Genomic DNA, 22,543 nt, shown 5'->3' on the forward strand with positions numbered 1-22,543 from the left:
AGCACTAGGTCAGGGGCGCAGGCGTGGGTTTCTGGGTACTCAATCAGACAGCGACCATAGGACTGCAGCGGCACATCCGGGTGCAAAAAGGCCCAAAACCCGAAAATGATGGTGATGAAATCGCTGACGGAGGCGTGCTCTGGCCCTTCTTTGCCCATGTTGACCCACAACCAACCCCGATGAAAGGAGAGTTTTTGCCACTCCAGGTCAGGATGGCTGCGAATGGCCACATAGTCCTGCCAAGTGGCGTCGTGCCGCTCAAGGACAGGGGGGGTGGCTGGCTTTGAGGCAAGAACCATCGCTCTTCCCTCAGGGGGTTTCCCTCAAGCCTATCATCAGCCCTCGAGAAGTCGCTCCTCCCGCTCCAGAGAAGCAGGCTAGGGCCGGCCAGAAGCCTCAAAAGGTCAGGAAACCTGCCGGGATCCCTAGACCGACAGCGGGGCTTTGCGCCAGGCCTGGGGCTGTTGGAACTTGTGCAGATCTCGGATCAGCCGCACCCAGCCGTCGGCCATCGACTCGACCAGGAGCTTGCCTTTTTCGGGCGTGGCGGCGGTGGCATCCCCCAGGACGCCGCTCCGGCTGAGGTCGCGGGTTGTCCAGGCAAACGAGATCCGCCCTTCCAGGCTGAGCAAGCTATCTTGCGGCAGATCCGAGGGGTACTCGCAGACCAAGCGGTCGGTGCGCACCGTCTCGGGCAACAGGTACATCAACATGCTGGTCTCGCCGTCTCCGGCGTGAATGCCCAATTCCTGCTCTTTTGCGGTCATCAGCTCCTGGCCTTGGTGGGGAACGCGCCAGACGGACACCGGGAAGAGCAGGAAATCTTCGTACTTCTGGTGCAGGTCGCGGGCCACAATCTGCAGCACCTCGGGCTGGCCGCCGTGGGAGTTGAGGAACACCAGCTTGCGAAACCCAGCCCGGTAAATGCTTTCGGCCACTTCGGTCAACACCGCCATCAGGGTTTGCGCCGAGAGGGTGATGGTGCCGGGGAAATGCCAGTGCTCGTTGGCCTTGCCGTAGCACTGGGTGGGCAGGACATAGGCCGGGATCTCCGGCTCTAGTTTTTCCATGGCCCGCCCGATGATTGCCGTGCCGATGCAGGCATCTACCACCAGGGGCAAATGGGGACCGTGCTGCTCGATTGAGGCCACCGGCTGGATGATGACTACGTTCTCTTTGTCGGGCATGGCCTGGATCTCCGTCCAGGTCAGGTAGGGAAAGAAACGGTGGGGCGGGATAAAGGTGTGCATCATGGCGGGATCCGGTTTCCAGGAATTTGGAGGAGCCTTGCCTGCAAGACTAGCACCATGGGCAATCTGGGATCCCCTCGCAGAACCTGAGAAGGCATCCCTTAAGATCAGGTGTAGTTGGTCTCAACTTTCCTAAGCGGAAGCCAGCCGTTCCATGACCCTGTGGCCCTGTCTGCCCGCTCAATGTGGCTCTGGTGAGGATCTCCCCATTAGGGGACGTCCTCTGCCTGCTGGGAGGACGGAAGTAGGGAGTGTCCTCACCTCACCCCGCCCCATCCTAGCCTTGCCGGGGTCGCAGGCCACCCTCTACGTGGAGCTGATTCAGGTTTCTCTTCACAATCTTGAGGCGGGATCCCCAGCTCTGCTTTGGGTGCGACCCCTGTTGCTCAAGCAGGGATCCCAAGTTTGGAACCTGCGATCCACCTCGGATTTGCTCTGGCCGGCTGCCGGCTTTGTCCCGGCCTACGCCGAGGAGGTGCTGCCGCTGCTGGAGCAGGCCGGGGATCCCCTGCCCCAGGAGGCCCGCCAGCGGCTGCAAGCCTTTTTGCAGCAGGTCTGCCAGGGCTAGGACTCCGTCCCGCTATTGCCAAGGGCCAAGCTCTGCAGAGCCGATTCCAGCCGCGCCAGCGCCTCGTCAATTTCCGCAGGCGTGACGATCAAGGGGGGCACCAAGCGCACCACCTGGGATCCCGCCGGCACCAGCAACAGCCCTCGCTCCAGGGCCGCCCTGACCACCTCAGCCGCCGGGATCCGCATCACCAGGCCCTGGATCAGGCCCCAGCCGCGCACCTCCTGCACAAGCTGCGGGAACTGCTTGGCCAAGCGAGATAGACCCTGGCGCAGATGGGCTCCTGTCTGCTGGGCATTCCAAACCAGGCTCTCGACCATCAGGGTGTGGCAGACCGCCAGGCCAACCGCACAGGCCAGGGGGTTGCCGCCGAAGGTGCTGGCGTGATCCCCCGGCTGGAACACGGCGCAAAAGTCTTTGGCCAGGAGGGCGCCAATTGGGATCCCGCCCGCCAGGCCCTTGGCCAGGGTAAACACATCCGGCTCTATCCCCAGGTTGCAGTAGCCCCAGAGCCTGCCGGTGCGGCCCAGCCCCACCTGTACCTCGTCCAACATCAGCAAGATGCCCCGCTCGCTACAGACCCGGCGCAGCCACTGAAAGTAGGCGGGATCCCCGGGCACAACCCCTCCTTCTCCCTGCAGCGGCTCCAGCAGCACGGCACACACCCGCTCGCCCCAACGCTCCAGCACTGCCGCCGTACCCTCGATATCGTTGTAGGGAACGTAGTCGAAGCCGGGCACCAGCGGGGCAAAGTCTTTTTGGTATTTCGGCTGGCCGGTAGCGGTGAGGGCAGCCAGGGTGCGTCCATGAAAGCTAGCCTGGGCGGTGAGGATCACCGGAGCTTGGATCCCGCGCACCGTATGGGCATATTTGCGGGCCAGCTTGATGGCGCCTTCGTTGGCCTCTGCCCCTGAGTTGCAGAAAAAAACCTTATCGGCACAGGAGTGCTGGGTCAGCCATTGGGCCAGTTGCGCCTGAGGCCGGTTGTAGTAGAGGTTGGAAACATGGTGCAACTGTTGCGCTTGCTGAGTCAGCGCCTGGATCCAAGCGGGGTGGGCATGGCCCAGCGTGCAGGTGGCAATGCCAGCCACAAAATCCAGGTACTCGCGCCCTTCTTCGTCCCAAACCCGGCAGCCTTCCCCCCGCACCAGGGTCAAAGGATAGCGAGCGTAGGTGGACATCACATGCCGGTCGAACAGCTCGGCGGTTGTCCCGGAGCCCAAGTCGACAAGAGAAGCGCTTAGCGGCGGCATGGCAGAGGGAGAATGGACAATGTCTCGAGTGTATCACTCTGGGCGGGGGATGATATTCTGGCAAAGCCCAAGGAGAAGGGATCTACACCCATGGGGCGGCGGGGGGTAACGGTCTGGTTTACGGGGCTCAGCGGCGCGGGCAAAACCACCCTGAGCTGCGGTGTCGCCCAGCAGTTACAGGCTTTGGGGTTGCCGGTGGAAGTGCTCGATGGAGACCTGGTGCGGCAACACCTCAGCAAGGAACTGGGCTTCAGCAGGGCGGATCGGGATGAGAACGTTCGTCGCATCGGCTTTGTGGCAGAGATGCTGACCCGCCACGGGGTGATCGTGCTGGTGTCGGCCATCTCCCCCTATCGCGCCACCCGGCAGGAGGTGCGGCAGCAGATCGGCAACTTCATCGAAGTCTTTGTGGACGCCCCCCTGGAAGTTTGTGAACAGCGCGATGTGAAAGGCCTCTACCGCAAAGCGCGGGCAGGCCTCATCCGGCACTTCACCGGCATCGACGACCCCTACGAGCCGCCAGAATATCCAGAGGTGGTCTGCAAAACCGCCGAGCAAAGCATCTCTGAATGTATCGACTTGGTGATGCAAAGCCTGAGAAGCCACGGCTATCTCCAATAGGGCGCTGGGCCTGGCGGGTTTGGGATCCTTGTGGGAAGATGTGAACAAGCATTTCGTTTCTGAGAATCAAGGTAGCTATGGCAGTGACTCGTGCCGGACGAACCTTTGTGATGCGGGGCAGCAGCGAAGGGAACCCTGCCAAGTTTCTGGAAATGGCCAGCTCTCTGATCAACACCCGCACCCGCCAAGGTAGCGGCAAAAAGGTTCAAGATCGCTCCTCCTACGGCAAGGCGGGCAATCCGCAAGAGTTTATACAGATGGCCAGCGAGTTGCGCCGATCCCTGGAGCAGCGGGGGCGGTAGCTGCTCTTTTCCTCTCCTCTAGACTGTAGGATCCCCGTCCGGCTCAGCTAGCCGGACGCTTTTCTTTGTTTTGCCCTCCAGGCAGACAATTGCTGGCCTGAGGCTCCCTGGCTTTCTATTCCACCCTCCCCAACCTTGCTCCTGCGGTTTGCCGCTCACAAAAGAAGAGAGGATGTCAGGATGGGAAAAGTGCTCCTCTGAGCGCTCTTGCCGGTGGACGTAGTGAGGTGAAAAAGCATGAAAAACACGGGCTTTTGGCTGGCCGGGATCCTGGGGTTGCTCCTGGATCAGGCGAGCAAGCGCTGGGCGGTGGAGCGGCTGCTGCCGGGGCCGGAAATCGAGCTGTGGCCAGGGGTGTTTCACCTTACCTATGTGGAAAATACCGGCGCCGCTTGGAGCCTATTTGCCGATTCGGCAGAGTTCCTCAAGTGGGTCTCGCTGGGGGTAGCGGTGGCGCTGGCGCTGCTGGCGATTCGCGGCAGCAGCCTGGGCCGTTGGGAACAGGTGGGCTACGGCTTGGTCTGGGCAGGAGCGATGGGGAACGGCATCGACCGCTTTCTCAACGGCTATGTGGTGGATTTTTTCAACTTCGTCTGGATTGGCTTCCCCGTCTTTAACGTGGCGGACGTGGCCATCAACGTGGGGGTGGCCTGCTTGTTGGTTGGCCTGTGGCAGGGCAGCCCGAAAAAAACGGCGCCGAGACCCTAGGCGACCTACTTCGCCCCCGCCCACTGGCGATCCCCAGCTTCTTGCGCGGCCAACTCAGGCTGCGAGGGAGCCTCAGGATCCGGCGGAGCGCTCCACCACAACCCCACAGCTGGCCCCAATCCCAGCAAGAGCCCCAGCCCTGCTGGCGCGACAATGCCGGATCCTACGCTCATCAGCAGGGCAAAGGCAAAATTGGCTACATAGAGCAGCAGCGGCCCCAGCAACTGGCGGCGGTTCAAGACCGGCTGATCTTTCCCCCAAAGGAGGTTGGCCGCGGTCATAAAGGCAGCTCCGGTGAGCATCCAACCGCCGAAGTTTTGCAGAGGCATGCCGAAAAAGGGCCCCGGCTGGAACCACGTCCAAAAGGGGATCAGGCCGCGGGTCATGGCCGGATCCAGCACGAAGTCCCAGGCGGTGAGCAGCAGCGCCCCCAACAGGATGGCCTCGCAGTGGATCAGCCAATGGCGCCCCGCTTGCAACGCCACCCGCGCCAACAGGTAGGACGACAGCCCCACGTAAAACCAAGACAAAGGGATCGTGAAGGGAACCAGTCCGGCGATCTTGTAGCCCAGCCCGCTCAGGTAGCCGTAGTCGCCAAAAGGGATCCCAGTGCTGGTGCCCAGCAGCTCGCTGGCCAAGGAAATGCCCACCGCCGGGATCAAAAACATCAACAGGCGCCGCACCCCCAACAGCCGGGATCCCATCAAAGCCGCCGCCAGGGCTCCAGACACCATGTAGGCCACGCCGCCATTGCCCATGCTCCAAGAGAAGGCCTGCAGACCAATGGGGGGTAAACTGGCCACCCACTCGGGATGCGGTACTACCCACAGTAGGCCCACCAGCCCGAAGAGCAAGGAGAGAATGTGCAAGCCCAGCGCCAAAGCCTCCAACCGCTGCCAGATTGACCCAAACCCAAGGAGAACACCTCGCCTATCAGAAAACCGGAAAGGCAGGCTAACAAGGACACCAGAGGATAACGAGGAGAACAGCCAACGCATGAGAAGCTCCCGTAGGGTGGTTGATCAGAGCCGCCTCGCTACCCCACCGCTTGAGCAGCGGCTGAGGAGAAAAGCGGATGGCCAAAGCAAACTGCCTGGCCTGACCAGGGTAGGCCTGCTGATATTTTTCTGCCTATTGTATCAATTCGTAAACATCCTGCCTGGTTTTCCGCAGAGCTCCTCTTGGTCAGAGGGATCCCTGAGGGGAGTGTACGCTCAGTTGAGGCGGGCTGTGGAGCGCCGGGACTGGGCTCAGGCCTTGCGCCTGGTGGATCTTCTGCTGCAGCGGTCCCCAGATCCCGCCCAGCGTCAGGATCTGGAGCACTATCGGTTGGCGCTGGAGAGCCATCGCTCTTCTAATGGGGATCCGCCGCCGCCCCAGTGGCCGTTTTTGCACAAGCCCTTTGTCGGGGAATTTCCCGTCACCAACCTCTTCGACCACGACTTGCCCTTGGGGGAGGAGGATGGCAACGGACGGTTTGTCAGTGGGCAAGGCCAAGTCTGGATCCCTGGCCCGCTGCACCCCTGCGGCAAAAGCGATGGCCATGCCGGCTATGACTGGGCCATGCCGGTGGGCACCCCCATCCTGGCCGCCGCCCCAGGACGGGTTACCGTAGCGCGTCCGGAGCCAGCGTTTTTCTGCCCTGCCTTGGGTCGCCCGGTCAGGGGGTTGCGGGTGCGCATTCTGCACGAGCCAGCTGGCTTGGAAACCCTCTACGCCCACCTCAGCCAAATCCGGGTACACGAGGGGCAGAGGGTGGCAGCTGGGGAGGTGATTGGCCTGTCAGGGGAAAGCGGCTGTGCCAGCGGGCCCCATCTCCACTTTGAGGTGCGCCGCTTTGACCAAACCAATTCCGGCCAGCCCGCCCCTGTCGATCCCTACGGCTGGTTTGGGCCTGGCCTGGATCCCTGGAGCCTGCATCCCCTGGGAGCCGAAAGCCTGTTTCTCTGGCAGGTGGGCCAAGCGCCCAGCCTAGGCGCCTGCTGGCAGGCTCAACAGCTCTCTGGCCCTCCTCAATAGACTAGAGACATTTCCCGCAGCCCCGACCCCTCTCCCAGTGGGAGTCTCCCCTCACCCCCGACCCCTCTCCCAGTGGGAGAGGGGAGTTGCAAGGGACTGCTTTGTGGCAATTTGGAACGAATCCCAGCGGTCTATTGTCTCGTCGCCAATCGGAAGACTTGGGATGTTACAGACCCCTCTCCCAGTGGGAGAGGGGAGTTGCAAGGGACTGCTTTGTGGCAATTTGGAACGAATCCCAGCGGTCTATTGTCTCGTCGCCAATCGGAAGACTTGGGATGTTACAGATCGCGGCGGACAAAGCCATCTCCCTCCCACTGGTAGAGGGTGGCGCGCGAGTCGCGGTTGGATCCCGGCACGCTGGAGATGACCAGGAGCCCTTGGGAGCTGACCCGCAAGCTGGCATTGCTTAAATCGGTTACGCTCAGCAGCGGCACAAACCCCTCCGGCTGGTGTTCCAAGATCAAGACAGACCGCAGCAGGCTGATTCCCCCTCGCTCGGTGAGCAGTACCAGCTTGGGCTGGGCGCTGGAGGTAATGTCGGTGCGCAGGTGCGCCTCCACCAGCCGTCCGGGGATCGGCTCAGCCGCATGGAGCAGGCGAAAATCGTATCCTCCCTGATGGGCGAAGCTGAGAACGCGCACCACCGGCTCCACTGTCGGCTGCCGCTGGATTTCAAACACGGCCACCACATCCTGCCGATCGGAAGCGGTGAGGCTGGCCGCAAACAGGCGCAGGTTTTGGCCGCGATTGCCGCGGATGAACTCCCACCAGATGGATTGACGAAAGAGGGCAACTACTCCCTCGCGCGCGGTGCCTCCCTCAGAAACAGCCGGCAACAGCGGAAGCAGCGGCTGGGGGTGGGCAGAGTTAACAGCAAGGGGTAGCGCCAGAGCCAAGGCTGCTCCCCAACTTATCCGACCCCAGAAATCCAAGGGCTTTCGCATACTTCCCCACTCCTCGACCCTAAGATTTTAAGAGATTGCCCGGTTTTGCTTAAGAGACAGTTGGCAGTTCCCTCAAGCAGAATCTCTAGAAGTGGGCCAGGGCAAAAAGCGATAGCCCGCCTCTTCAACGGCAGCAACGATCTCCGGCAAAGCTTCTGCAGTATGGGGCCAGCGGTCGTGCAGCAGCAAAACCAGGGGTTGTTCAGAGGCTTTCATCACCGACAACTGGGATCGAACCCGCTGCAAAAGCTGGTCTACTGTTTGGCCGGCATAGGCATCCTCAGGACTAAGGTTCCAGTAGAGAACCTGATACCCTGCCTGTTCCAAAGCGCGACGCAAAGCAGAGTCTAAGCGAAAACCGCCCGGTGGGCGAACCACCAGTTGGGGATCCAAGCCCAACGTCTTGAGCAGTTGGGTTGTCTGATCCACCTCGGCATAGAATATCTCGTCGCTGCTATAGAGGCGTCGATAGTCGTGAGTAAACGTGTGGTTGGCTATAGTGTGGTCGTGGGTTTGAATGGCTTTGGCCAACTCTGGAAAGCGAGAAACGTGATTGCCGATGAGAAAGAAGGTGGCCGGAATCTGTAGCTGATCCAAAACCTCTAAAAGGCGAGGGGTGGACTGCGGCCAAGGTCCATCGTCAATGGTGAGAAAGGCAGAGCGAGGTGGCACTTCCAACAAAGGCCCGAGCGCCTCTTCCAAAGGCAGTTGCAAAGGCCGGCTATTTTCCAGCGGATCGAGCAAAGTGGGATCCGCTGTCCAGCCATGCTGCAAAAAGACCTCTACCTGGGCAGGTGCAGGGGTGATCAGCAGGCGCCCAGTCTGTTCGTCTCGGTTGCCCCAGCTCAGCCGGTAGGGCAGCTCCCTAGGAACCTCAACAGCGGTCGAGGGCGTAATCACCGCATAGGGAATATCGATCAAGTAATGCCCATTTACCCGCTCTTGGTAAACCCAGGCAGCAGAAGGAGCCGATAGGTAAACCAGCAGGTCTTGGGGAGGGCTGCCGCGCACAACCCGAACGCTCTCGATCGGGAGAACAGGATCGTATTCTGAGGTTAGAGTCAGCTTTAGATCAAAAAAAGACTGGGCCTCCACCGCGCAGTACTGCAGCCCCACCAATAGGAAAACCAAAAAAAAGATCGCCGCTTTCAGAGAACGCATGGGAGTTTCTCGGGGCTTCGCAACAATCATAGGGCAAAGGGCCATCCCAGCTCCCTCAAGAGGGCGGAATGAGCCCAAACTAAGAGCGCAGGCGCTCTTCCCATTGACGAGCAGGGGAGGCTCGGCGGATGTCCCGCCAAATGGCTGTGGCCGCCAGCGCTCCGTCAGCAACCGCAATCGCCACCTGATTGAGGCCTTGCTTCAAATCTCCTACCGCGAACAGCCGCGGATGGGTGGTGCGGCACCACTCGTCGGTCACGAGGTTTTCGCCCTGCCACTGCAAGTTGGGGATCCCTTTCAAATAGTCGTTGTGGTACTTGGCTCCCATGGCCACCAGGCCGGTAGTTGCCTCGATGTAGGTGCCATCCGCGAGCTCTACACCGCGCATCTGGTGGTTCTCGCCCAGAAAGCGGCGGATGGGAGATTCGTAAAGGGGATAGCCGTGCTCGGCCAGTTTTTGGCGCATTTCAGGGCCGACCGAGCAGAGGCCGTGAGTCAACACCGAGATATAAGGCGTAAACCAGTTGAGGACAAAGGCAGTGTTGATTTGAGCCTCTGAGCCGACGATTAAAACTGCCTTTTGATCCCGCATTTCGTAGCCATCGCAAATCATACAGACATGCAATGAATAGCCGGCATAGTCGTAAACATTTTGCATGTCCGGCAATTGCGGCAGATGATCGATGATGCCTGTTGCCGCGATCAAATACTTGCTGCGAAAAACGGGGTAGAGGCTGTTGACTTTTCCCACCTTGACCTTGACGGCAAAAAGGTCTCCCTCATCCTTCACATTTTCCACATAGCCCCATAGATAGTCCACCCCCAAGCTGAGGGCGTGCTCCCTTCCCTGTCGCAACAGCTCTCGTCCTGGCGTGTTTGGCGGCAGGCCCAGATAATTGCGCAGATCCTGCATCCAAAAAGATCGGCCTTTGCCTTTTTCCACCACCAGACAACTCAAGCCATAGCGAGCCAGATAGATTGCCGCCGACAGCCCCCCTGCGCCGCCACCGGCGACAATGACGTCGTAGGTTTTGTTCAAGCCAACTTCTAGGTTCTTGCTGTTTAGTTTCATAGACAGACTCCCTTTAGGTGCTTTTCAGTCTTTCCGGTTGCCCCCACCGGTCAATGAGGTATGGGTCAAGACATCAAACCTTAAAATTTTAGGAAAAAGCCAGAAAGAGTCTCCGCCTTCAGGGGCCTCGAGGTCAAGGCCGACAAGCCCAGAGAACAATCGTCTAAGATAAGAGGCAAAGCTTCCACTCAGGAGAGACGTCTTATGCCAGGCATCTTAGCGGCAATCGCCCTGATCTTCCTCGGTTACCTGTTTAACTCCGTCAAGATCATCAGCCAGGGCTATGAGGCGCTGGTAGAACGTCTGGGCCGGTTTCACCGCAAGCTAACACCCGGGCTGCACGTCATTTTTCCTCCCATCGACAGGATTGTGTTCCAGGAAACCATTCGCGAGAAGGTGTTGGACGTGCCGCCGCAGCAGTGCATCACCAGCGACAACGTTTCTTTGATGGCGGATGCGGTGGTCTATTGGCGCATTACGGATATGATCAAGGCTCGCTATGCAGTAGAGGATGTACAGCGGGCTTTGGTGAACTTGGTGCTGACGGCCCTGCGGGCCGAAATTGGCCGCATGGATCTAGATCAGACCTTCTCCTCCCGCGCCGAGATCAACGCCCGCCTTTTGACAGAACTGGACGAGGCCACCGATCCCTGGGGGATCAAGATCACCCGCGTGGAAGTTCGAGATATTCAGCCCTCCAAAACCGTGCAGGACTCGATGGAAAAGCAGATGGCTGCCGAGCGGGAGAAGCGAGCGGCCATTCTCAAATCCGAGGGGGAGCAGCAGGCCAGCATCAACCAAGCGGCGGGGGCTGCCAAGGCGCAGTTGTTGCGAGCAGAAGCTGAGAAGCGCGAGCGGCTGCTCCTAGCCGAGGGCACGGCTGAGGCCATCAAAACCATTGCCGCCACTTTGCAGGAAAACCCAGAGGCAGCCAACGCGCTGCAATACTTGATGGCGCAAAACTACATCGATATGGGTCTCAAGGTGGGCAGTAGCCCCAGCTCGAAGGTGATCTTTATGGATCCCAATTCCATCCCCGCTACCCTGCAAGGGTTGCTCTCTATGGTGGATGTGGCCAAGGGAGAACAGGGATCCCGCGCTTCCGGGGCTTCCCAAAAGTTGGGCAGCTCCACGGCTTTCCCGACCGAGGTGAACTTTCCTCAGCTCGACTAGCAGCGACAGCTATGGTAGCTTCAAGGGATACCGCTTGGCTGCTGGTGGGGCAGGTGGTGGCTGCTCATGGACTGCGGGGCTGGCTGCGGGTTAAGTGCTGGTCGGATTTTCCGGAGCGCCTTACCGAGCCAGGGCCGCGCTGGCTGCAGCGGGATAGCGATCCGGAGCCTCTGTTGCATCCTTTGATCGAGGGGCAGTTTTTTCCCGCCAAGGGCCTATACCTGGTGCGGCTGGAAGGAATTCCCGATCGGACGGCGGCAGAGGCTTGGGTGGGAGCTAAGGTGTTGGTGCCGGCTTCCCAGCGCCTGCCCCTCGAGCCGGAGGAGTACCACTACTCCGATCTCATCGGCCTGGCCGTTTACCATCAAGGGCGGCTGCTGGGGCATGTCTCGGCCATCTGGGCCGCTGGCCAAGATGTGCTGGAGATCGCCACCCCCGACAAGCGGCAGGTGTTGATCCCCTTTGTGAAGGCTCTGGTGCCGGTTGTGGATTTGGAAAAAGGTGAGCTGCAGGTGCAGCCGCCACCGGGATTGGTGGAGAGCTTTCTCGGCCAGGATCGGGCAAGAAACTGATCTCCATCCCTGCATCCCCTGCCAAAGTTTGCCCTCAGAAGCGGCTGTGTGGCCGTTTTAGCCTTTTGTGCTATTATGGGGGCAGGTTTTTGGCATTTGGATTATCTCTGGCTTCTGGCGTCAATTTCTCTGGGTTTAGGTCGGCGGGGGCCGGGATCTCTCTTCGGGATTGGAGTTACGAATGACGGAGAACTACGGTGCAGAGCAGATCCAAGTTTTGGAAGGCTTGGAGGCTGTGCGCAGGCGGCCTGGCATGTACATTGGCTCCACTGGGCCGAAGGGATTGCACCACCTGGTGTACGAGGTGGTGGACAACTCCGTCGATGAAGCTCTGGCTGGCTACTGCAACGAAATTGAGGTTACTCTCCACCCCGATGGCTCGGTATCGGTGCTGGACAATGGCCGCGGCATCCCGGTAGACATCCACCCCAAGACCGGGCAGTCGGCGCTGGTGACGGTCATGACTGTGTTGCACGCTGGCGGCAAATTCGGCGGCGGCGGCTACAAGGTCTCCGGGGGGCTGCACGGCGTTGGGGTATCGGTGGTGAATGCCCTCTCCGAGTGGTTGGAGGCCAGAGTCTGGCGGGAGGGCAAGGTTTACTTCCAGCGCTTCGAGCGAGGGGCGGTGGTGGGATCCCTTCAGTCCGAGCCGCAGCCTGCCGGTGCCCAGCGGCGGGGCACGGAGGTGCGCTTTAAGCCGGATGAGCTCATCTTCCCGGAGCGGGAGTTTGACTACAGCCTGTTGGCGGCCCGCTTGCGCGAGCTGGCCTACCTCAATGCCGGCTTGAAAATCATCTTCAGCGATCTGCGGCGGGATCCGCCTCACCGCGAAGTCTATCAATTTGCCGGCGGCATTAAGGAATATGTGGCCTTCATCAACCACGAAAAAACCCCCATCCACCCCGATATTATCTATGTGCGCGGGGAGCGGGATGGCGTCGAGGTAGAAGCGGCATTGCAGTGGTGCGCGGATGTCTACACCGATACCTTGATTGGCTTTGCCAACAACATCCGCACCACTGAGGGGGGCACCCACTTGGAGGGATTGAAGACCGCCCTTACCCTCACCATCAACAGCCAAGCCCGCAAGCTCAACAAACTCAAGGACTCCGACAGCAACCTGGCGGGAGAAAATGTGCGGGAGGGGCTGACCGCCATCCTTGCAGTCAAGGTGCCCAACCCTGAGTTTGAGGGGCAGACCAAAACCAAGCTGGGCAACACCGAGGTGCGGGGCATTGTCCAGACCCTTGTCTCGGAAGCCCTTACAGAATACCTAGAGTTCAACCCCAACGTGGCCAGGGGGATCGTCGAGAAGGCCATCCAGTCCTTCAACGCGGCCGAGGCGGCCCGTCGGGCCCGGGAGCTGGTGCGCCGTAAGTCTGCCCTGGAATCTTCCACCCTGCCGGGGAAACTGGCCGACTGCAGTTGCCGGGATCCGGCGGAGTCGGAGGTGTACTTGGTGGAGGGCGACTCGGCAGGGGGCAGCGCCAAGCAGGGACGGGATCGCCAGTTTCAGGCGGTGCTGCCTTTGCGGGGCAAGATCCTCAACATCGAGAAGGCGGATCCCGCCAAGATCTACAAAAACGCCGAGATTCAGGCCATGATCACAGCGCTGGGCCTGGGGGTCAAGGGCGAGGAGTTCGATCCCAGCCAACTGCGCTACCACCGCATCATCCTCATGACCGACGCCGACGTGGACGGCAGCCACATCCGCACCCTGCTGCTCACCTTCTTTTACCGCTATCAGAAGGCGCTTTTGGAGCAGGGCTACGTCTACATTGCCTGTCCGCCGCTTTACAAGATCGAGTGGGGCCGCAACAACGTGCGCTACTGCTACAACGAGGCCGAGAAAGAGCAAGTCCTGCGCAGCCTGCCGGCCAACACCAAGTACACCATCCAGCGCTTCAAGGGCTTGGGGGAAATGATGCCGGAGCAGCTTTGGGAAACCACCATGAACCCGGCAACGCGCGTCCTCAAGCAGATCACCATCGAAGACGCAGCCGAAGCCGATCGCATTTTCACCATCCTGATGGGGGATGCCGTCGGGCCGCGTCGGGAGTTCATCGAGGCCCACAGTGCCCAGTTGGATCTGGCGGCTCTGGATATTTGACGGGGGAGATGTGGTAGCTGCCATCGGCCTGCACCCAGGCAATCTCGGGGATCCGGCACTGGCGGGCGTAGGCCTCGATCTCTTCGGGCGTCCGATCCAGCAACTCCAGCTCCACCGCCTCTGACTCGCGCCAGCGGGCGGCCAAGGCCAGCGCCGCCGGGATCCCTGCCGGCACCAGTGGCACCACCAACCGCTTGCACCCCGTTGCCTCGTCCTGGGGAGTGGGGGGCAAAAGCCGCAGCAGGGTATCCGGCAGGAGGGTAAAGCCGATCCCTGGCTGCTCCAGTTGCTGTGGGCTATAGAGGGCATAGAGCCGGTCGTAGCGCCCGCCTAAGGCGATGATTTCTCCCCCCACCACTGCTTGGAAGACAATGCCGGTGTAGTAGGCCAAGGTTTGCAGCAAGCTCAGATCCAACACCACCCGCACTTGCTGGGCTTCCAGAATCTGGCACAACTGCCGCAGATCTCGCAGCCGCTCCGGCGACACAGGAAGCTGGGCCAGCTGAGGTAGAACCTGTTCCGGCTGGCCACGCAATCCCAGAATCTGCAGGCCAATCTGGCGGGCCGCCTCTGGCAGCGGAGCCGCTTCTAGGTAAACGTAGTCAAGCTGGGCAATGGCACGGCGCACCGCCGCCTGGGCCTTGGGAGTAACAGAGTTAAGCAGGCTCTCAGTCAGGCTCACATCTCCCAACAGCAATGTCCAGTTGCTGAGGCCAACAGCGCGCACGCAATCGGCTAAAAGCAGCAAGATCTCAGCGTCGGCTAGCCATCCGCCCGCGCCGATGAGCTCCACCCCTGACTGGAAAAACTCCTGGCTGCTGTAGGAGCCCTCCTCCCGCCGGCTATTGCGGAACACGTTGCCGTGGTAGTAAAGCCGCAGCGGCAGGGGCCCGCTGGCCAGACGCGTGGCTGCTGCCCGCACGATGGAAGCGGTGAATTCCGGGCGCAACCCCAGCATTGTCCCTTCCCCGTCCCGCAACTGCAGCACTGCCTCGGCGCGGATGGATCCCCCAGCCAGTAGCGTCTCTAGCGGTTCCAGGGTGGGCGTGATGATACGTTGGTAGCCGTAACGGCGAAAAACCTGGGTTAGCTGCGCCTCTAGCCTTTCCCGCCGCTGGACTTCCCGCGGCAAAAAGTCGCGGGCGCCAGTGGGAGGGCGCAGGGAACTGGTTTCCCAAAGCAAATCTGCACCGCCAGGACGATCGTCCACAGGCAAACTCCCACAGCCTGTCCTGCCGCATCCTAGCACTGGGGTAGAGGAGATCAAGTCTTCCGCCACGGAAAGCCAGGCCACGTCCAGAGGGGATCGGTGGAGCGCACCCGGTGCATCCCCGCGGCGGCAAAGCGGGCAAAGGCCGCCTCCGCCTGCTCGCTAAAATCGACTACGCCGGGGATCACCACCGGCGAGGTGCAATCTTCCAGAAGGTAAATCTTCTTGGCCAGGGCGGGATCCCTGGACTGGATCTCCTGCAGCAGGTCGCTTACCGTCCAGGCGACGCAGTGGCTTTTGGCTTGGCCAGCCACGATCAGGGCATCGAATTCCAGTAGGTGGCCGATAAGGGATTCATTTTTCTCGTCGATGGGATCCCCTTCCGGGCCGGTCAAGACTTCCGGGCTGAGGGCGGAGTAGTTTTCCGTCAGGGGGTTGGCCCCCTTGAGCTGCAAGCTGGGCTGGCTGCAGCGGGCAATGGTGTGGAAGAAGATCGCTTCCTCCACCGCCGGCACCAGGGCATGGCCAATCCCACCTAGCATGGAATGGTAGGGCCAGACAATGAGAGGATATTTCCCCCCTTTCTCCAATTGCTCGGCATAGTGGAGGGCGTAGACCTGCAGCCGCGTCAGATCCCCTTGGGTGAGGTTGGCGGCCACCGCGGGGTTGACCCGCCAGCGCCCGGAGCGGATCTCGGCGGCAGAAATGGCTGTAGCTGGCTCGGGATGGGATCCCTGGGCGTCCACCCAGAAGATGGGGTGGAAGATCTGCATGGCGGTGTGGGTGTCCAGGGTAGCCACGATCTGGGTGATGTGGGCGAGGTGGCGGTAGATAAATTGACACAGACGCCGGTTATCCTCCACCGCCCCCAGGCCGCTAGAACCACCCACAAACAGCTCAAAGCCAGGAATGCAGAAGGTATTTTGCACATCGATGAGCAACAAGCCTACCCGCACCTGGTCGGATTCTGCCGATGGGATGCGGTGCTCTTGGGCCCACTGCTCCGCCTCTAGGGCCCGCTGTTGGTAGGGCACCCGCCAAATCTCCCCCACCCGCTCGGGATCAAAATGAACAGGCAAGGGAAGTGTCGGCGGAGCTTGAGTCGTTACTCCCTGGACAGTGGTGTTCATGGCTTTTTAGAGTGCAGTCAAGCTCTTATCGCTGGGGCCACCTCGCCGGGATCCCTGGCAGGCCAAACCTGTTACCATAGTAGCTCCAACTTTGGCAAGGACTTCTTTGCCCGCTCCCCTAGCTTTTCAGCGGCTTGTCCCTTGAGGTTTCCATGGTGAATTCAGACTTCTCCTCCCTGCAGCCCCAGGACTACGGCCTGTTGACGGATCTCTACCAGTTCACAATGGCTGCCTGCTATGTGGGGGAGGGGCTGGAGAATCAGCCGGCGGCCTTTGAGCTGTTTGTGCGGCGCTTGCCTAGCGACTATGGCTACCTCATCGCCATGGGGCTGGCCCAAGCGGTGGAATACCTGCAGCAGTTGCACTTTCCGCCGCAAGCCTTGCAGGCGCTGCGGGAGACGGGCATTTTTGCCGAGGCACCGCAACGCTTCTGGGAGCTGCTGGCTAGCTGCCGCTTCGAGGGGGATGTGTGGGCAGTGCCGGAAGGAACGGCCGTTTTCGCCAACGAGCCGCTGCTGCGGGTAGAGGCTCCTCTGTGGCAGGCGCAACTGGTGGAAACCTACTTGCTGACCACCTTCAACTACCAAACCCTGATTGCCACCAAGGCGGCCCGCATGCGGGATGCTGCCGGGGATGAGGCCATTTTGTTGGAGTTCGGCACGCGGCGAGCCTTTAGCCCCCAGGCGGGCCTGTGGGCAGCGCGGGCAGCGCTGGCGGCGGGGTTCAACGCCACCTCCAACGTCTTGGCAGCTCTCAAGCTGGGGCGCAAGCCGGCAGGCACGATGGCCCATTCTCTGGTGATGGCCATTGCCGCCCTCTCCGGCGATGAGACCCGCGCTTTTCAAGCCTTCCGGCGCTACTTTCCCCAGGCGGTTCTGCTCATCGATACCTACGATCCCATCCAGGGAGCGCGCACAGCGGCCCAGCTCTTTGCAGCCACCCATCCGGATCAACTGGGATCCCAAGGCGAGATCGGCGGCGTGCGCATCGACTCCGGGGACCTGGAGGCCCTCTCCCACCAGGTCAAGGCCATCCTGCCCCAGGGGGCGCCGGTCTTTGTCAGCGGCGATTTGGACGAGTACGAGATCGAACGGCTGCACCGCTCCCAAGCCCCTATCAGCGGCTATGGAGTGGGGACGCGGCTGGTGACCGGCGAGGGCGTGAACGGAGTGTACAAATTGGTGGAGATTAACGGGATCCCAGTGGCCAAGGCCTCCTTTGCCAAAGCCACCCTGCCGGGGCGCAAGCAGATCTTCCGCGGTCCCACAGGGGACTTGCTCGGCCAGGCCGACGAGAGCCCGCCCCCTGGCTACCAGCCGCTGCTGCGCCCGATCCTGCGCAAGGGTGTGCTGTTGGAGCCCCTGCCGGATCTGGAGGCGATTGCCCGCACCAGCCGTGCCTCGGTCCTGCGCCTGCCCCAGGCAGTGCGGCAACTGCGCCAGCCGGCTCCCTGGCCTATGGCCCTGACCCCTGCCCTGCAGCAGGTTAAGGATCGTCACCTGGGCTCTTCCTAAGCAAGCAGAACCCCAGAGAAGGGGTTCCCGCTGCTCTATAATATTCTGGCTTTGGGGTTTCAGCTTTGCGAGTTTGTGCTTGGCAAGGCGCTGAAGTCCCCGCTCTGGCTGAAGTCTTACAAGTGCTTGTTTTCGCCTCCAGCTCTATGACCCAACGTGCCTTAATTACCGGCATCACCGGCCAGGATGGCTCTTACCTGGCCGAGCTGCTGTTGCAAAAAAACTATGAAGTCCACGGCATTGTCCGCCGCGCCAGCACCTTCAATACCGACCGCATCGACCACATCTATGTGGATGCCCACGATCCCAACGCCCGGCTGTTTCTCCACTATGGGGATCTCACCGATGGCACCACCCTGCGCAAGATCCTGGAACAGGTGCAGCCGACGGAGGTGTATAACCTGGGGGCCCAATCCCACGTGCGGGTCAGCTTTGAGGCGCCAGAATACACCGTCGATGCGGTGGCTATGGGCACCCTACGCCTCCTGGAGGCCATCCGCGACTACCAGCAGCGCACGGGGATCCGGGTGAAGTTTTACCAGGCGGGATCCTCGGAGATGTTCGGCCTGGTGCAGGAGATCCCGCAAAAGGAGACCACCCCCTTCTACCCCCGCAGCCCCTACGCCTGCGCCAAGGTGTACGCCTACTGGCAAACAGTCAACTACCGCGAAGCCTACAACCTCTTTGCCTGCAACGGCATTTTGTTCAACCACGAGAGCCCACGGCGAGGAGAAACCTTTGTTACCCGCAAGATCACCCGCGCCGTCAGCCGCATCGTGGCCGGCAAGCAGGACAAGCTCTACCTGGGCAACCTGGATGCCAAGCGGGACTGGGGCTACGCCAAGGACTACGTCGAGGGGATGTGGATGATGCTGCAACAACCCCAGCCGGACGACTACGTGCTGGCTACTGGCGAAACCCACAGCGTGCGGGAGTTTGCCGAACGCGCTTTTGCTTTGGTGGGCATGCCCATTACCTGGCGGGGATCCGGACTGGAAGAACAGGGACTCTACAAAGATCGCGTGCTGATCGAGATCGATCCCCGCTACTACCGCCCCACGGAGGTGGATCTGCTCTTGGGGGACGCCTCCAAGGCCAAGCGGGTACTGGGGTGGCAGCCCAAGGTGACCTTTGCCCAACTGGTGGAGCTGATGGTGCTGGCGGATCTGGAGGCCATCGGCTTGGACCCGGATCCCATCCTGGGGGAGCGGCGCACCCTCAACGGCCTGCTGAGCGAGGATCGCGCCTTCATCCGCACCCAACTGGGGGTTCGCTACGACTAATGGCACCGCTCCCCAAAGTCAGCTAAAAAACGGCTCTCACCCCTTGCTTAAAGGCCGGGCTAAGACCTTAATATAGGAGATCGCCAATTCTTTTGGCGCACGGCCAATGTTTTCGCCTGTGCTCTTCTGCTGAGTATCTTTGCCGATTTCGGAGAAACGCCCGCATGTCCCGCTACACAGGTCCCCGCCTCAAGATCATTCGTCGCTTCGGGGGACTTGATCTGCCCGGTTTGACGCGCAAGCGCCCCAAAAATACCAATCCACCTGGTATGCACGGGGCCGAGCGCAAGAAAAAATCCGAGTATGCCATCCGCCTAGAAGAGAAGCAGAAGGTGCGCCTCAACTACGGGGTGAGCGAGCGCCAGATGCTCCGCTACATGCGCAAGGCGCGGCGCTCCAAGGGATCCACCGGGCTAGCCTTGCTGCAGATGCTGGAGATGCGGCTGGATTGCATCGTCTTTCGCCTCGGCATGGCTCCAACCATTCCGGCGGCTCGGCAGTTGGTAAGCCACGGCCACATCGAAGTCAACGGCCGCAAAGTCACCATCCCCAGCTATGGCTGCAAAGTTGGGGATGTGATCACGGTAAGGAACAAGGAGTCTTCTCGCAAATTGGTGGCCGCCTACGCTGAGTATCCGGGGCTGTTCCTGCCCGATTACCTGGAATTTGACAAAGAGAAGCTGCGCGGGCGTATCAAAGAACTGCCTCCCCGAGAGCAGATCTGCGCACCAGTGAACGAGCTGCTGGTTGTCGAGTTCTATTCCCGTAAACTCTAGGCCTCTCTTTTGCCGTCATTGCGGATCGTGAGGAAACCTCAGGGGCTAAGCCCAGAGGGGGCGATTTTTCTCAGTTCGTCGCGTTTCTTCTGCTGGCGCCAGCGGTACTTGGCACCATGGCTATTTCGAAACGTTTCTCCACATCCTTATTACTACGCAACGCTGTCGCGAACGAGCTGCCCTAGCTCCCCTCTCCCAGAGGGAGAGGGGTTGGGGGTGAGGGAGAAAGAACCGAGCAGAGATCAAAGCCTGCCGACGGCCCGCTGCAGTTGTACCAGGGCGCGGTTGTAGGCGATTACAGCATTGGAGAGGTTGCCACGGACGGTGGTGAGGGCAGTTTCGGCGTTGATCACCTCTGTTTGCGTGCCCACCCCGGCCTGAAGGCGCAGCCGCGCCAGGCGCAGGCTCTCCTCTGCCGAGGCAATCGCTACCTTGGCTGAGTCGATCTGTTCGCGGCTGGAGCTGAGCGTGAGGAAAGCCTCTTCCACACTGCGCCGGATTTCGTTACGGCTGCCGATGAAATTGTTTACGGCCACCTGCCCGTCGATCTCGGCTTGGCGAGCCTGGGCGGCCGCCTTACCCCCGTCCAGCCAAGTCAAACTGAAATTGGCGCCGACCGAGTAGCCGATATCGAAGCTGTCGCGGCTGGCCTTGAAATCGTTAACCGCATCGAGGGTGGCGAACAAACCAATCTGGGGACCGTTGCTGGCTTGCGCCAGGCGCACACGAGCTTGGGCTTGTTCCAACTCTCGGCGTTGGCGCTCCAGCTCTTGCCTTTGGGCAAAAGCGGCAACAATAGTCTCTTCTAGGCTCAGGTCCCACTCTCCCACAGGCTCGATGGGATCCCTGGCCAGCACATCAGTGGGACTGGGAAAGTTCAGCAGCTCGGCCAGGCGGCGGCGGCTCAGTTGTTGGGTGTTTTGGGCCACCAGTAGGGTTTGTCGATTGTTGGCCAATTCGGTCTCCGCCTGGAGAATCTCGAAGCGGGTACCCACCCCAGCCCGCTCTCGGGCTTGGGCATCCCGCAGGGTGGCTTCAGAACTTGCAACGGCAGCCTGGCTGATGGCCACTCGGGCATCGGCGCTCTGCAGATCGTAGTAGGCGTTGGCCACAGCTTGTTTCACTGTCTGCAGGGTTTGCTCCAGTTGCAGTTGGGCGACGCGCAGAGCTTCTTGGGCCAGTCTTAGGTTTTGTTCTCTGATCCCGTTGTCGAAAGCGGTGTAGTCCACCCGCACCACGCTAGCTGAGAGAGTGTGAACTTCGCGGCTTGGCCTGCCACCAGGCGAGGGAGGTTCGCTGTATTGGTAACTGGCTCGAGTGGAGAGGGTGGGGGCAAAAGCTGCCTGCGCCAGGGCAACCCCAGCCTCAGCCCGTTCTACAGCCAGCCTTGCCTGCTGCACCGCTGGGTTTTGGGCAACAGCAATCTCCAGGGCTTCTTGTAAGGACAAGCCCTCCGTCCGCTCGATGCGCACCTCCAAAGGGGATTGAGGCACCACCAGTTCTTCGGCCCTAGCAGCCCCCTGCGAGACCGGGGCAGGAGTGGCAGGGCGGGCCTCGGGCGGGATCGACAGGGTGGGAGGCAGGTTGGGGGTGCGGATGGCTCGGCTATCTGGGAGAACTAAGGCGGCAGGATCAGGCGCTTTCGTTTCTTGGGCAAAGGCAGGCACAGCCCAGAGCAGGCTGAACAGGAGGCCGCAGGGGGCAAACCGGCTAAGGGACGACCGGGATCCCGCCGAGCTTGGCTGTCGTTGAGGACGTCGAAGCTGGCCCCTGGCTAGATGCTGCATCGCCATCGCGTTATCACTCTCAACATCACCTCTAGCAGTATCGCAAAGGAAGGGACGAAGATAAGACGGTTTTCCACAGGCTTGATTGCCGCTCTGTTTGGGCCGGTGGCAGGAAGCCGAACCTTCAGACAGCCCGCAGGAAAATCTTCTGCGCCATCAGGGCCCCTCTTTACCAGCCCCAACAGGTCTCGAGACACAAAAGGATAGCTTGGTAGCCCCGCACTTGAGTGCGCGCCGGAAAAGCCCGCTAGCGACTTTGGTCGCTTACCCATGATGGGGGTCGTTGATATAGTTTCATAGCTCAAACAACCTCTTCCTGACTTCTCCTACCAAGACCTTTTTCCTTCTCTTTGGCCAAAAAATGAGATAAACAACCGCTAGCCCCACACCATGGTTGTAGTGATTGTACCGTTGACTTTCCTCTCGCATTATCGCTTGCCCATGTCAGACTGCGGTTGTCATGCCGCTTGCCAACAATGATGGAGTACGGCTGTCAGCAGGTTCGAGTCAGGAACAGGAAGCTAGTCCCCCTACCAAAGTACTTGTGTCAACAGTCTAATAAGGTGTACAACTGTGCTTTGTACTATGCGAGACAAGTCTATTTCAAAACGAAGCGATGGGCAAGCTATGGTGAGCTTTGCGCTGAGATGGCGAGAACCCAAAACAAGCACTTCATCGCAATGTATGTTTCCGCCGCGCAACAGACCTGTAAGTCTGTAGCTGGAGTGGGTCTATGCCAAGCCTGCCCAGCCCAAATCGCTGGATCCGAGAAAAGCTCTAGCAATTGACCACGGAGTCAACAACTGGCTTACGTGCGTTAGCAACTTAGGACATAGCTTCATCATTGGTGGCCGCAAAGTCAAGTCCTTTAACCAGGGGTACAACAAGGAGCTGGCTAGGCTCAAGACTCACAAGCTGCGGGGGTTTTGGTTGCAAAAGCTTCGTCGAATTACGGAAACCGGAGAATGCAATCCACAAAGCTGCGGGCAAGATCATTGACTTCTGTTTGCACCACTCAATTGGGAGAATAGTCTTTGGTTGGAACAAAGAATGCGGTTTAGGGAAGGTCAATAACCAAAACTTTGTTTTC

General features: G+C 60.3%; 21 protein-coding genes and 2 pseudogenes. 12 read left to right on the forward strand and 11 right to left on the reverse strand.

Annotation, left to right across the window (positions count from 1 at the left end; translation table 11 throughout):
* Both SYN63AY4M2_RS00170 and SYN63AY4M2_RS00175 read right to left on the reverse strand, forming a co-directional pair.
* A pseudogene (locus SYN63AY4M2_RS00170) lies at window positions 1–299 on the reverse strand (Uma2 family endonuclease); the annotation flags it as partial.
* Between the two features lie 126 nt (window positions 300–425).
* Window positions 426–1,253: a creatininase family protein gene (locus SYN63AY4M2_RS00175; protein ID WP_228375212.1), complete on the reverse strand. Its 828-nt coding sequence runs from the start codon at window positions 1,251–1,253 to the stop codon at window positions 426–428.
* Between the two features lie 280 nt (window positions 1,254–1,533).
* Between SYN63AY4M2_RS00175 and SYN63AY4M2_RS00180 the strand changes: the two genes are divergently transcribed.
* Window positions 1,534–1,818 (forward strand): hypothetical protein, encoded by a 285-nt coding sequence (locus SYN63AY4M2_RS00180; protein WP_240527364.1) that lies wholly within the window; start codon window positions 1,534–1,536, stop codon window positions 1,816–1,818.
* On the opposite strand, the gene SYN63AY4M2_RS00185 is transcribed toward SYN63AY4M2_RS00180, so the two are convergent.
* On the reverse strand, window positions 1,815–3,071 hold the full coding sequence (locus SYN63AY4M2_RS00185) for an aspartate aminotransferase family protein (RefSeq protein ID WP_099887116.1): 1,257 nt from the start codon (window positions 3,069–3,071) through the stop codon (window positions 1,815–1,817). The genes SYN63AY4M2_RS00180 and SYN63AY4M2_RS00185 overlap by 4 nt on opposite strands.
* A 90-nt stretch (window positions 3,072–3,161) precedes the next feature.
* On the opposite strand from SYN63AY4M2_RS00185, the gene cysC reads away from it, so the two are divergent.
* The 3 genes from cysC (at window position 3,162) to lspA (ending at window position 4,702) form a co-directional block, all read left to right on the forward strand.
* On the forward strand, window positions 3,162–3,692 hold the full coding sequence (gene cysC, locus SYN63AY4M2_RS00190; protein ID WP_011430378.1) for an adenylyl-sulfate kinase: 531 nt from the start codon (window positions 3,162–3,164) through the stop codon (window positions 3,690–3,692).
* 77 nt (window positions 3,693–3,769) lie between these two features.
* A complete protein-coding gene (locus tag SYN63AY4M2_RS00195; RefSeq protein ID WP_011430377.1) occupies window positions 3,770–3,994 on the forward strand; it encodes a hypothetical protein in 225 nt (74 codons plus the stop codon).
* Window positions 3,995–4,231: 237 nt separating this feature from the next.
* Window positions 4,232–4,702, forward strand: a complete 471-nt coding sequence (gene lspA / locus SYN63AY4M2_RS00200; protein WP_011430376.1) for a signal peptidase II — start codon at window positions 4,232–4,234, stop codon at window positions 4,700–4,702.
* Window positions 4,703–4,707: 5 nt separating this feature from the next.
* Here the strand turns inward: lspA and SYN63AY4M2_RS00205 are convergent, their stop codons facing one another.
* Window positions 4,708–5,592 carry a carotenoid biosynthesis protein gene (locus SYN63AY4M2_RS00205; protein WP_228375211.1) on the reverse strand — a complete coding sequence of 295 codons (885 nt, stop codon included), beginning with the start codon at window positions 5,590–5,592 and terminating at the stop codon, window positions 4,708–4,710.
* A gap of 244 nt (window positions 5,593–5,836) precedes the next feature.
* Here SYN63AY4M2_RS00205 and SYN63AY4M2_RS00210 point away from each other — a divergent pair, with 244 nt between their 5' ends.
* Complete coding sequence (locus tag SYN63AY4M2_RS00210) at window positions 5,837–6,721, forward strand: M23 family metallopeptidase (RefSeq protein WP_240530456.1); 885 nt, start codon at window positions 5,837–5,839, stop codon at window positions 6,719–6,721.
* A 278-nt stretch (window positions 6,722–6,999) separates the two neighbouring features.
* Here the strand turns inward: SYN63AY4M2_RS00210 and SYN63AY4M2_RS00215 are convergent, their stop codons facing one another.
* The 3 genes from SYN63AY4M2_RS00215 to SYN63AY4M2_RS00225 all read right to left on the reverse strand — a co-directional run bounded on the left by SYN63AY4M2_RS00215 (window position 7,000) and on the right by SYN63AY4M2_RS00225 (window position 9,898).
* The gene (locus SYN63AY4M2_RS00215) at window positions 7,000–7,617 is read right to left on the reverse strand and encodes a hypothetical protein (protein ID WP_228375208.1); all 618 of its coding nucleotides are present in this window, start codon (window positions 7,615–7,617) and stop codon (window positions 7,000–7,002) included.
* A gap of 120 nt (window positions 7,618–7,737) precedes the next feature.
* Window positions 7,738–8,826 (reverse strand): polysaccharide deacetylase family protein, encoded by a 1,089-nt coding sequence (locus tag SYN63AY4M2_RS00220; RefSeq protein ID WP_099887460.1) that lies wholly within the window; start codon window positions 8,824–8,826, stop codon window positions 7,738–7,740.
* 79 nt (window positions 8,827–8,905) lie between these two features.
* The gene (locus SYN63AY4M2_RS00225; protein ID WP_011430371.1) at window positions 8,906–9,898 is read right to left on the reverse strand and encodes an NAD(P)/FAD-dependent oxidoreductase; all 993 of its coding nucleotides are present in this window, start codon (window positions 9,896–9,898) and stop codon (window positions 8,906–8,908) included.
* A 204-nt stretch (window positions 9,899–10,102) separates the two neighbouring features.
* Here SYN63AY4M2_RS00225 and SYN63AY4M2_RS00230 point away from each other — a divergent pair, with 204 nt between their 5' ends.
* The 3 genes from SYN63AY4M2_RS00230 to gyrB all read left to right on the forward strand — a co-directional run bounded on the left by SYN63AY4M2_RS00230 (window position 10,103) and on the right by gyrB (window position 13,753).
* Entirely contained in the window at window positions 10,103–11,071 is a 969-nt protein-coding gene (locus tag SYN63AY4M2_RS00230; RefSeq protein ID WP_011430369.1) for an SPFH domain-containing protein, read from the forward strand.
* Window positions 11,072–11,082: 11 nt separating this feature from the next.
* Entirely contained in the window at window positions 11,083–11,643 is a 561-nt protein-coding gene (gene rimM, locus SYN63AY4M2_RS00235; RefSeq protein ID WP_011430368.1) for a ribosome maturation factor RimM, read from the forward strand.
* Between the two features lie 181 nt (window positions 11,644–11,824).
* Window positions 11,825–13,753, forward strand: coding sequence for a DNA topoisomerase (ATP-hydrolyzing) subunit B (gyrB, locus tag SYN63AY4M2_RS00240; protein WP_011430367.1), 1,929 nt, complete (start codon window positions 11,825–11,827; stop codon window positions 13,751–13,753).
* Here the strand turns inward: gyrB and SYN63AY4M2_RS00245 are convergent.
* A complete protein-coding gene (locus tag SYN63AY4M2_RS00245; protein ID WP_240530457.1) occupies window positions 13,704–14,963 on the reverse strand; it encodes an ATP phosphoribosyltransferase regulatory subunit in 1,260 nt (419 codons plus the stop codon). The two genes, gyrB and SYN63AY4M2_RS00245, sit on opposite strands and share 50 nt — an antisense overlap.
* 53 nt (window positions 14,964–15,016) lie before the next feature.
* Complete coding sequence (locus SYN63AY4M2_RS00250; RefSeq protein ID WP_099812090.1) at window positions 15,017–16,093, reverse strand: isochorismatase; 1,077 nt, start codon at window positions 16,091–16,093, stop codon at window positions 15,017–15,019.
* A 152-nt stretch (window positions 16,094–16,245) separates the two neighbouring features.
* On the opposite strand from SYN63AY4M2_RS00250, the gene SYN63AY4M2_RS00255 reads away from it, so the two are divergent.
* From SYN63AY4M2_RS00255 to rpsD, 3 genes are all read left to right on the forward strand, one after another.
* On the forward strand, window positions 16,246–17,607 hold the full coding sequence (locus SYN63AY4M2_RS00255) for a nicotinate phosphoribosyltransferase (RefSeq protein WP_011430364.1): 1,362 nt from the start codon (window positions 16,246–16,248) through the stop codon (window positions 17,605–17,607).
* Window positions 17,608–17,753: 146 nt separating this feature from the next.
* Window positions 17,754–18,890: a GDP-mannose 4,6-dehydratase gene (gene gmd / locus SYN63AY4M2_RS00260; protein ID WP_011430363.1), complete on the forward strand. Its 1,137-nt coding sequence runs from the start codon at window positions 17,754–17,756 to the stop codon at window positions 18,888–18,890.
* Window positions 18,891–19,054: 164 nt separating this feature from the next.
* On the forward strand, window positions 19,055–19,666 hold the full coding sequence (gene rpsD / locus SYN63AY4M2_RS00265; RefSeq protein WP_011430362.1) for a 30S ribosomal protein S4: 612 nt from the start codon (window positions 19,055–19,057) through the stop codon (window positions 19,664–19,666).
* A 242-nt stretch (window positions 19,667–19,908) separates the two neighbouring features.
* Here the strand turns inward: rpsD and SYN63AY4M2_RS00270 are convergent, their stop codons facing one another.
* Together SYN63AY4M2_RS00270 and SYN63AY4M2_RS00275 are read right to left on the reverse strand one after the other, a co-directional pair.
* Window positions 19,909–21,459 (reverse strand): TolC family protein, encoded by a 1,551-nt coding sequence (locus tag SYN63AY4M2_RS00270; RefSeq protein ID WP_099812091.1) that lies wholly within the window; start codon window positions 21,457–21,459, stop codon window positions 19,909–19,911.
* Window positions 21,460–21,750: 291 nt separating this feature from the next.
* A pseudogene (locus SYN63AY4M2_RS00275) lies at window positions 21,751–21,882 on the reverse strand (IS200/IS605 family transposase); the annotation flags it as partial.
* 354 nt (window positions 21,883–22,236) lie between these two features.
* Here SYN63AY4M2_RS00275 and SYN63AY4M2_RS14415 point away from each other — a divergent pair.
* On the forward strand, window positions 22,237–22,452 hold the full coding sequence (locus tag SYN63AY4M2_RS14415) for a hypothetical protein (RefSeq protein WP_346426060.1): 216 nt from the start codon (window positions 22,237–22,239) through the stop codon (window positions 22,450–22,452).
* Window positions 22,453–22,543: the final 91 nt, after the last annotated feature.

This window comes from Synechococcus sp. 63AY4M2, from assembly GCF_002760475.1.
Classification (GTDB): Bacteria; Cyanobacteriota; Cyanobacteriia; order Thermostichales; family Thermostichaceae; genus Thermostichus.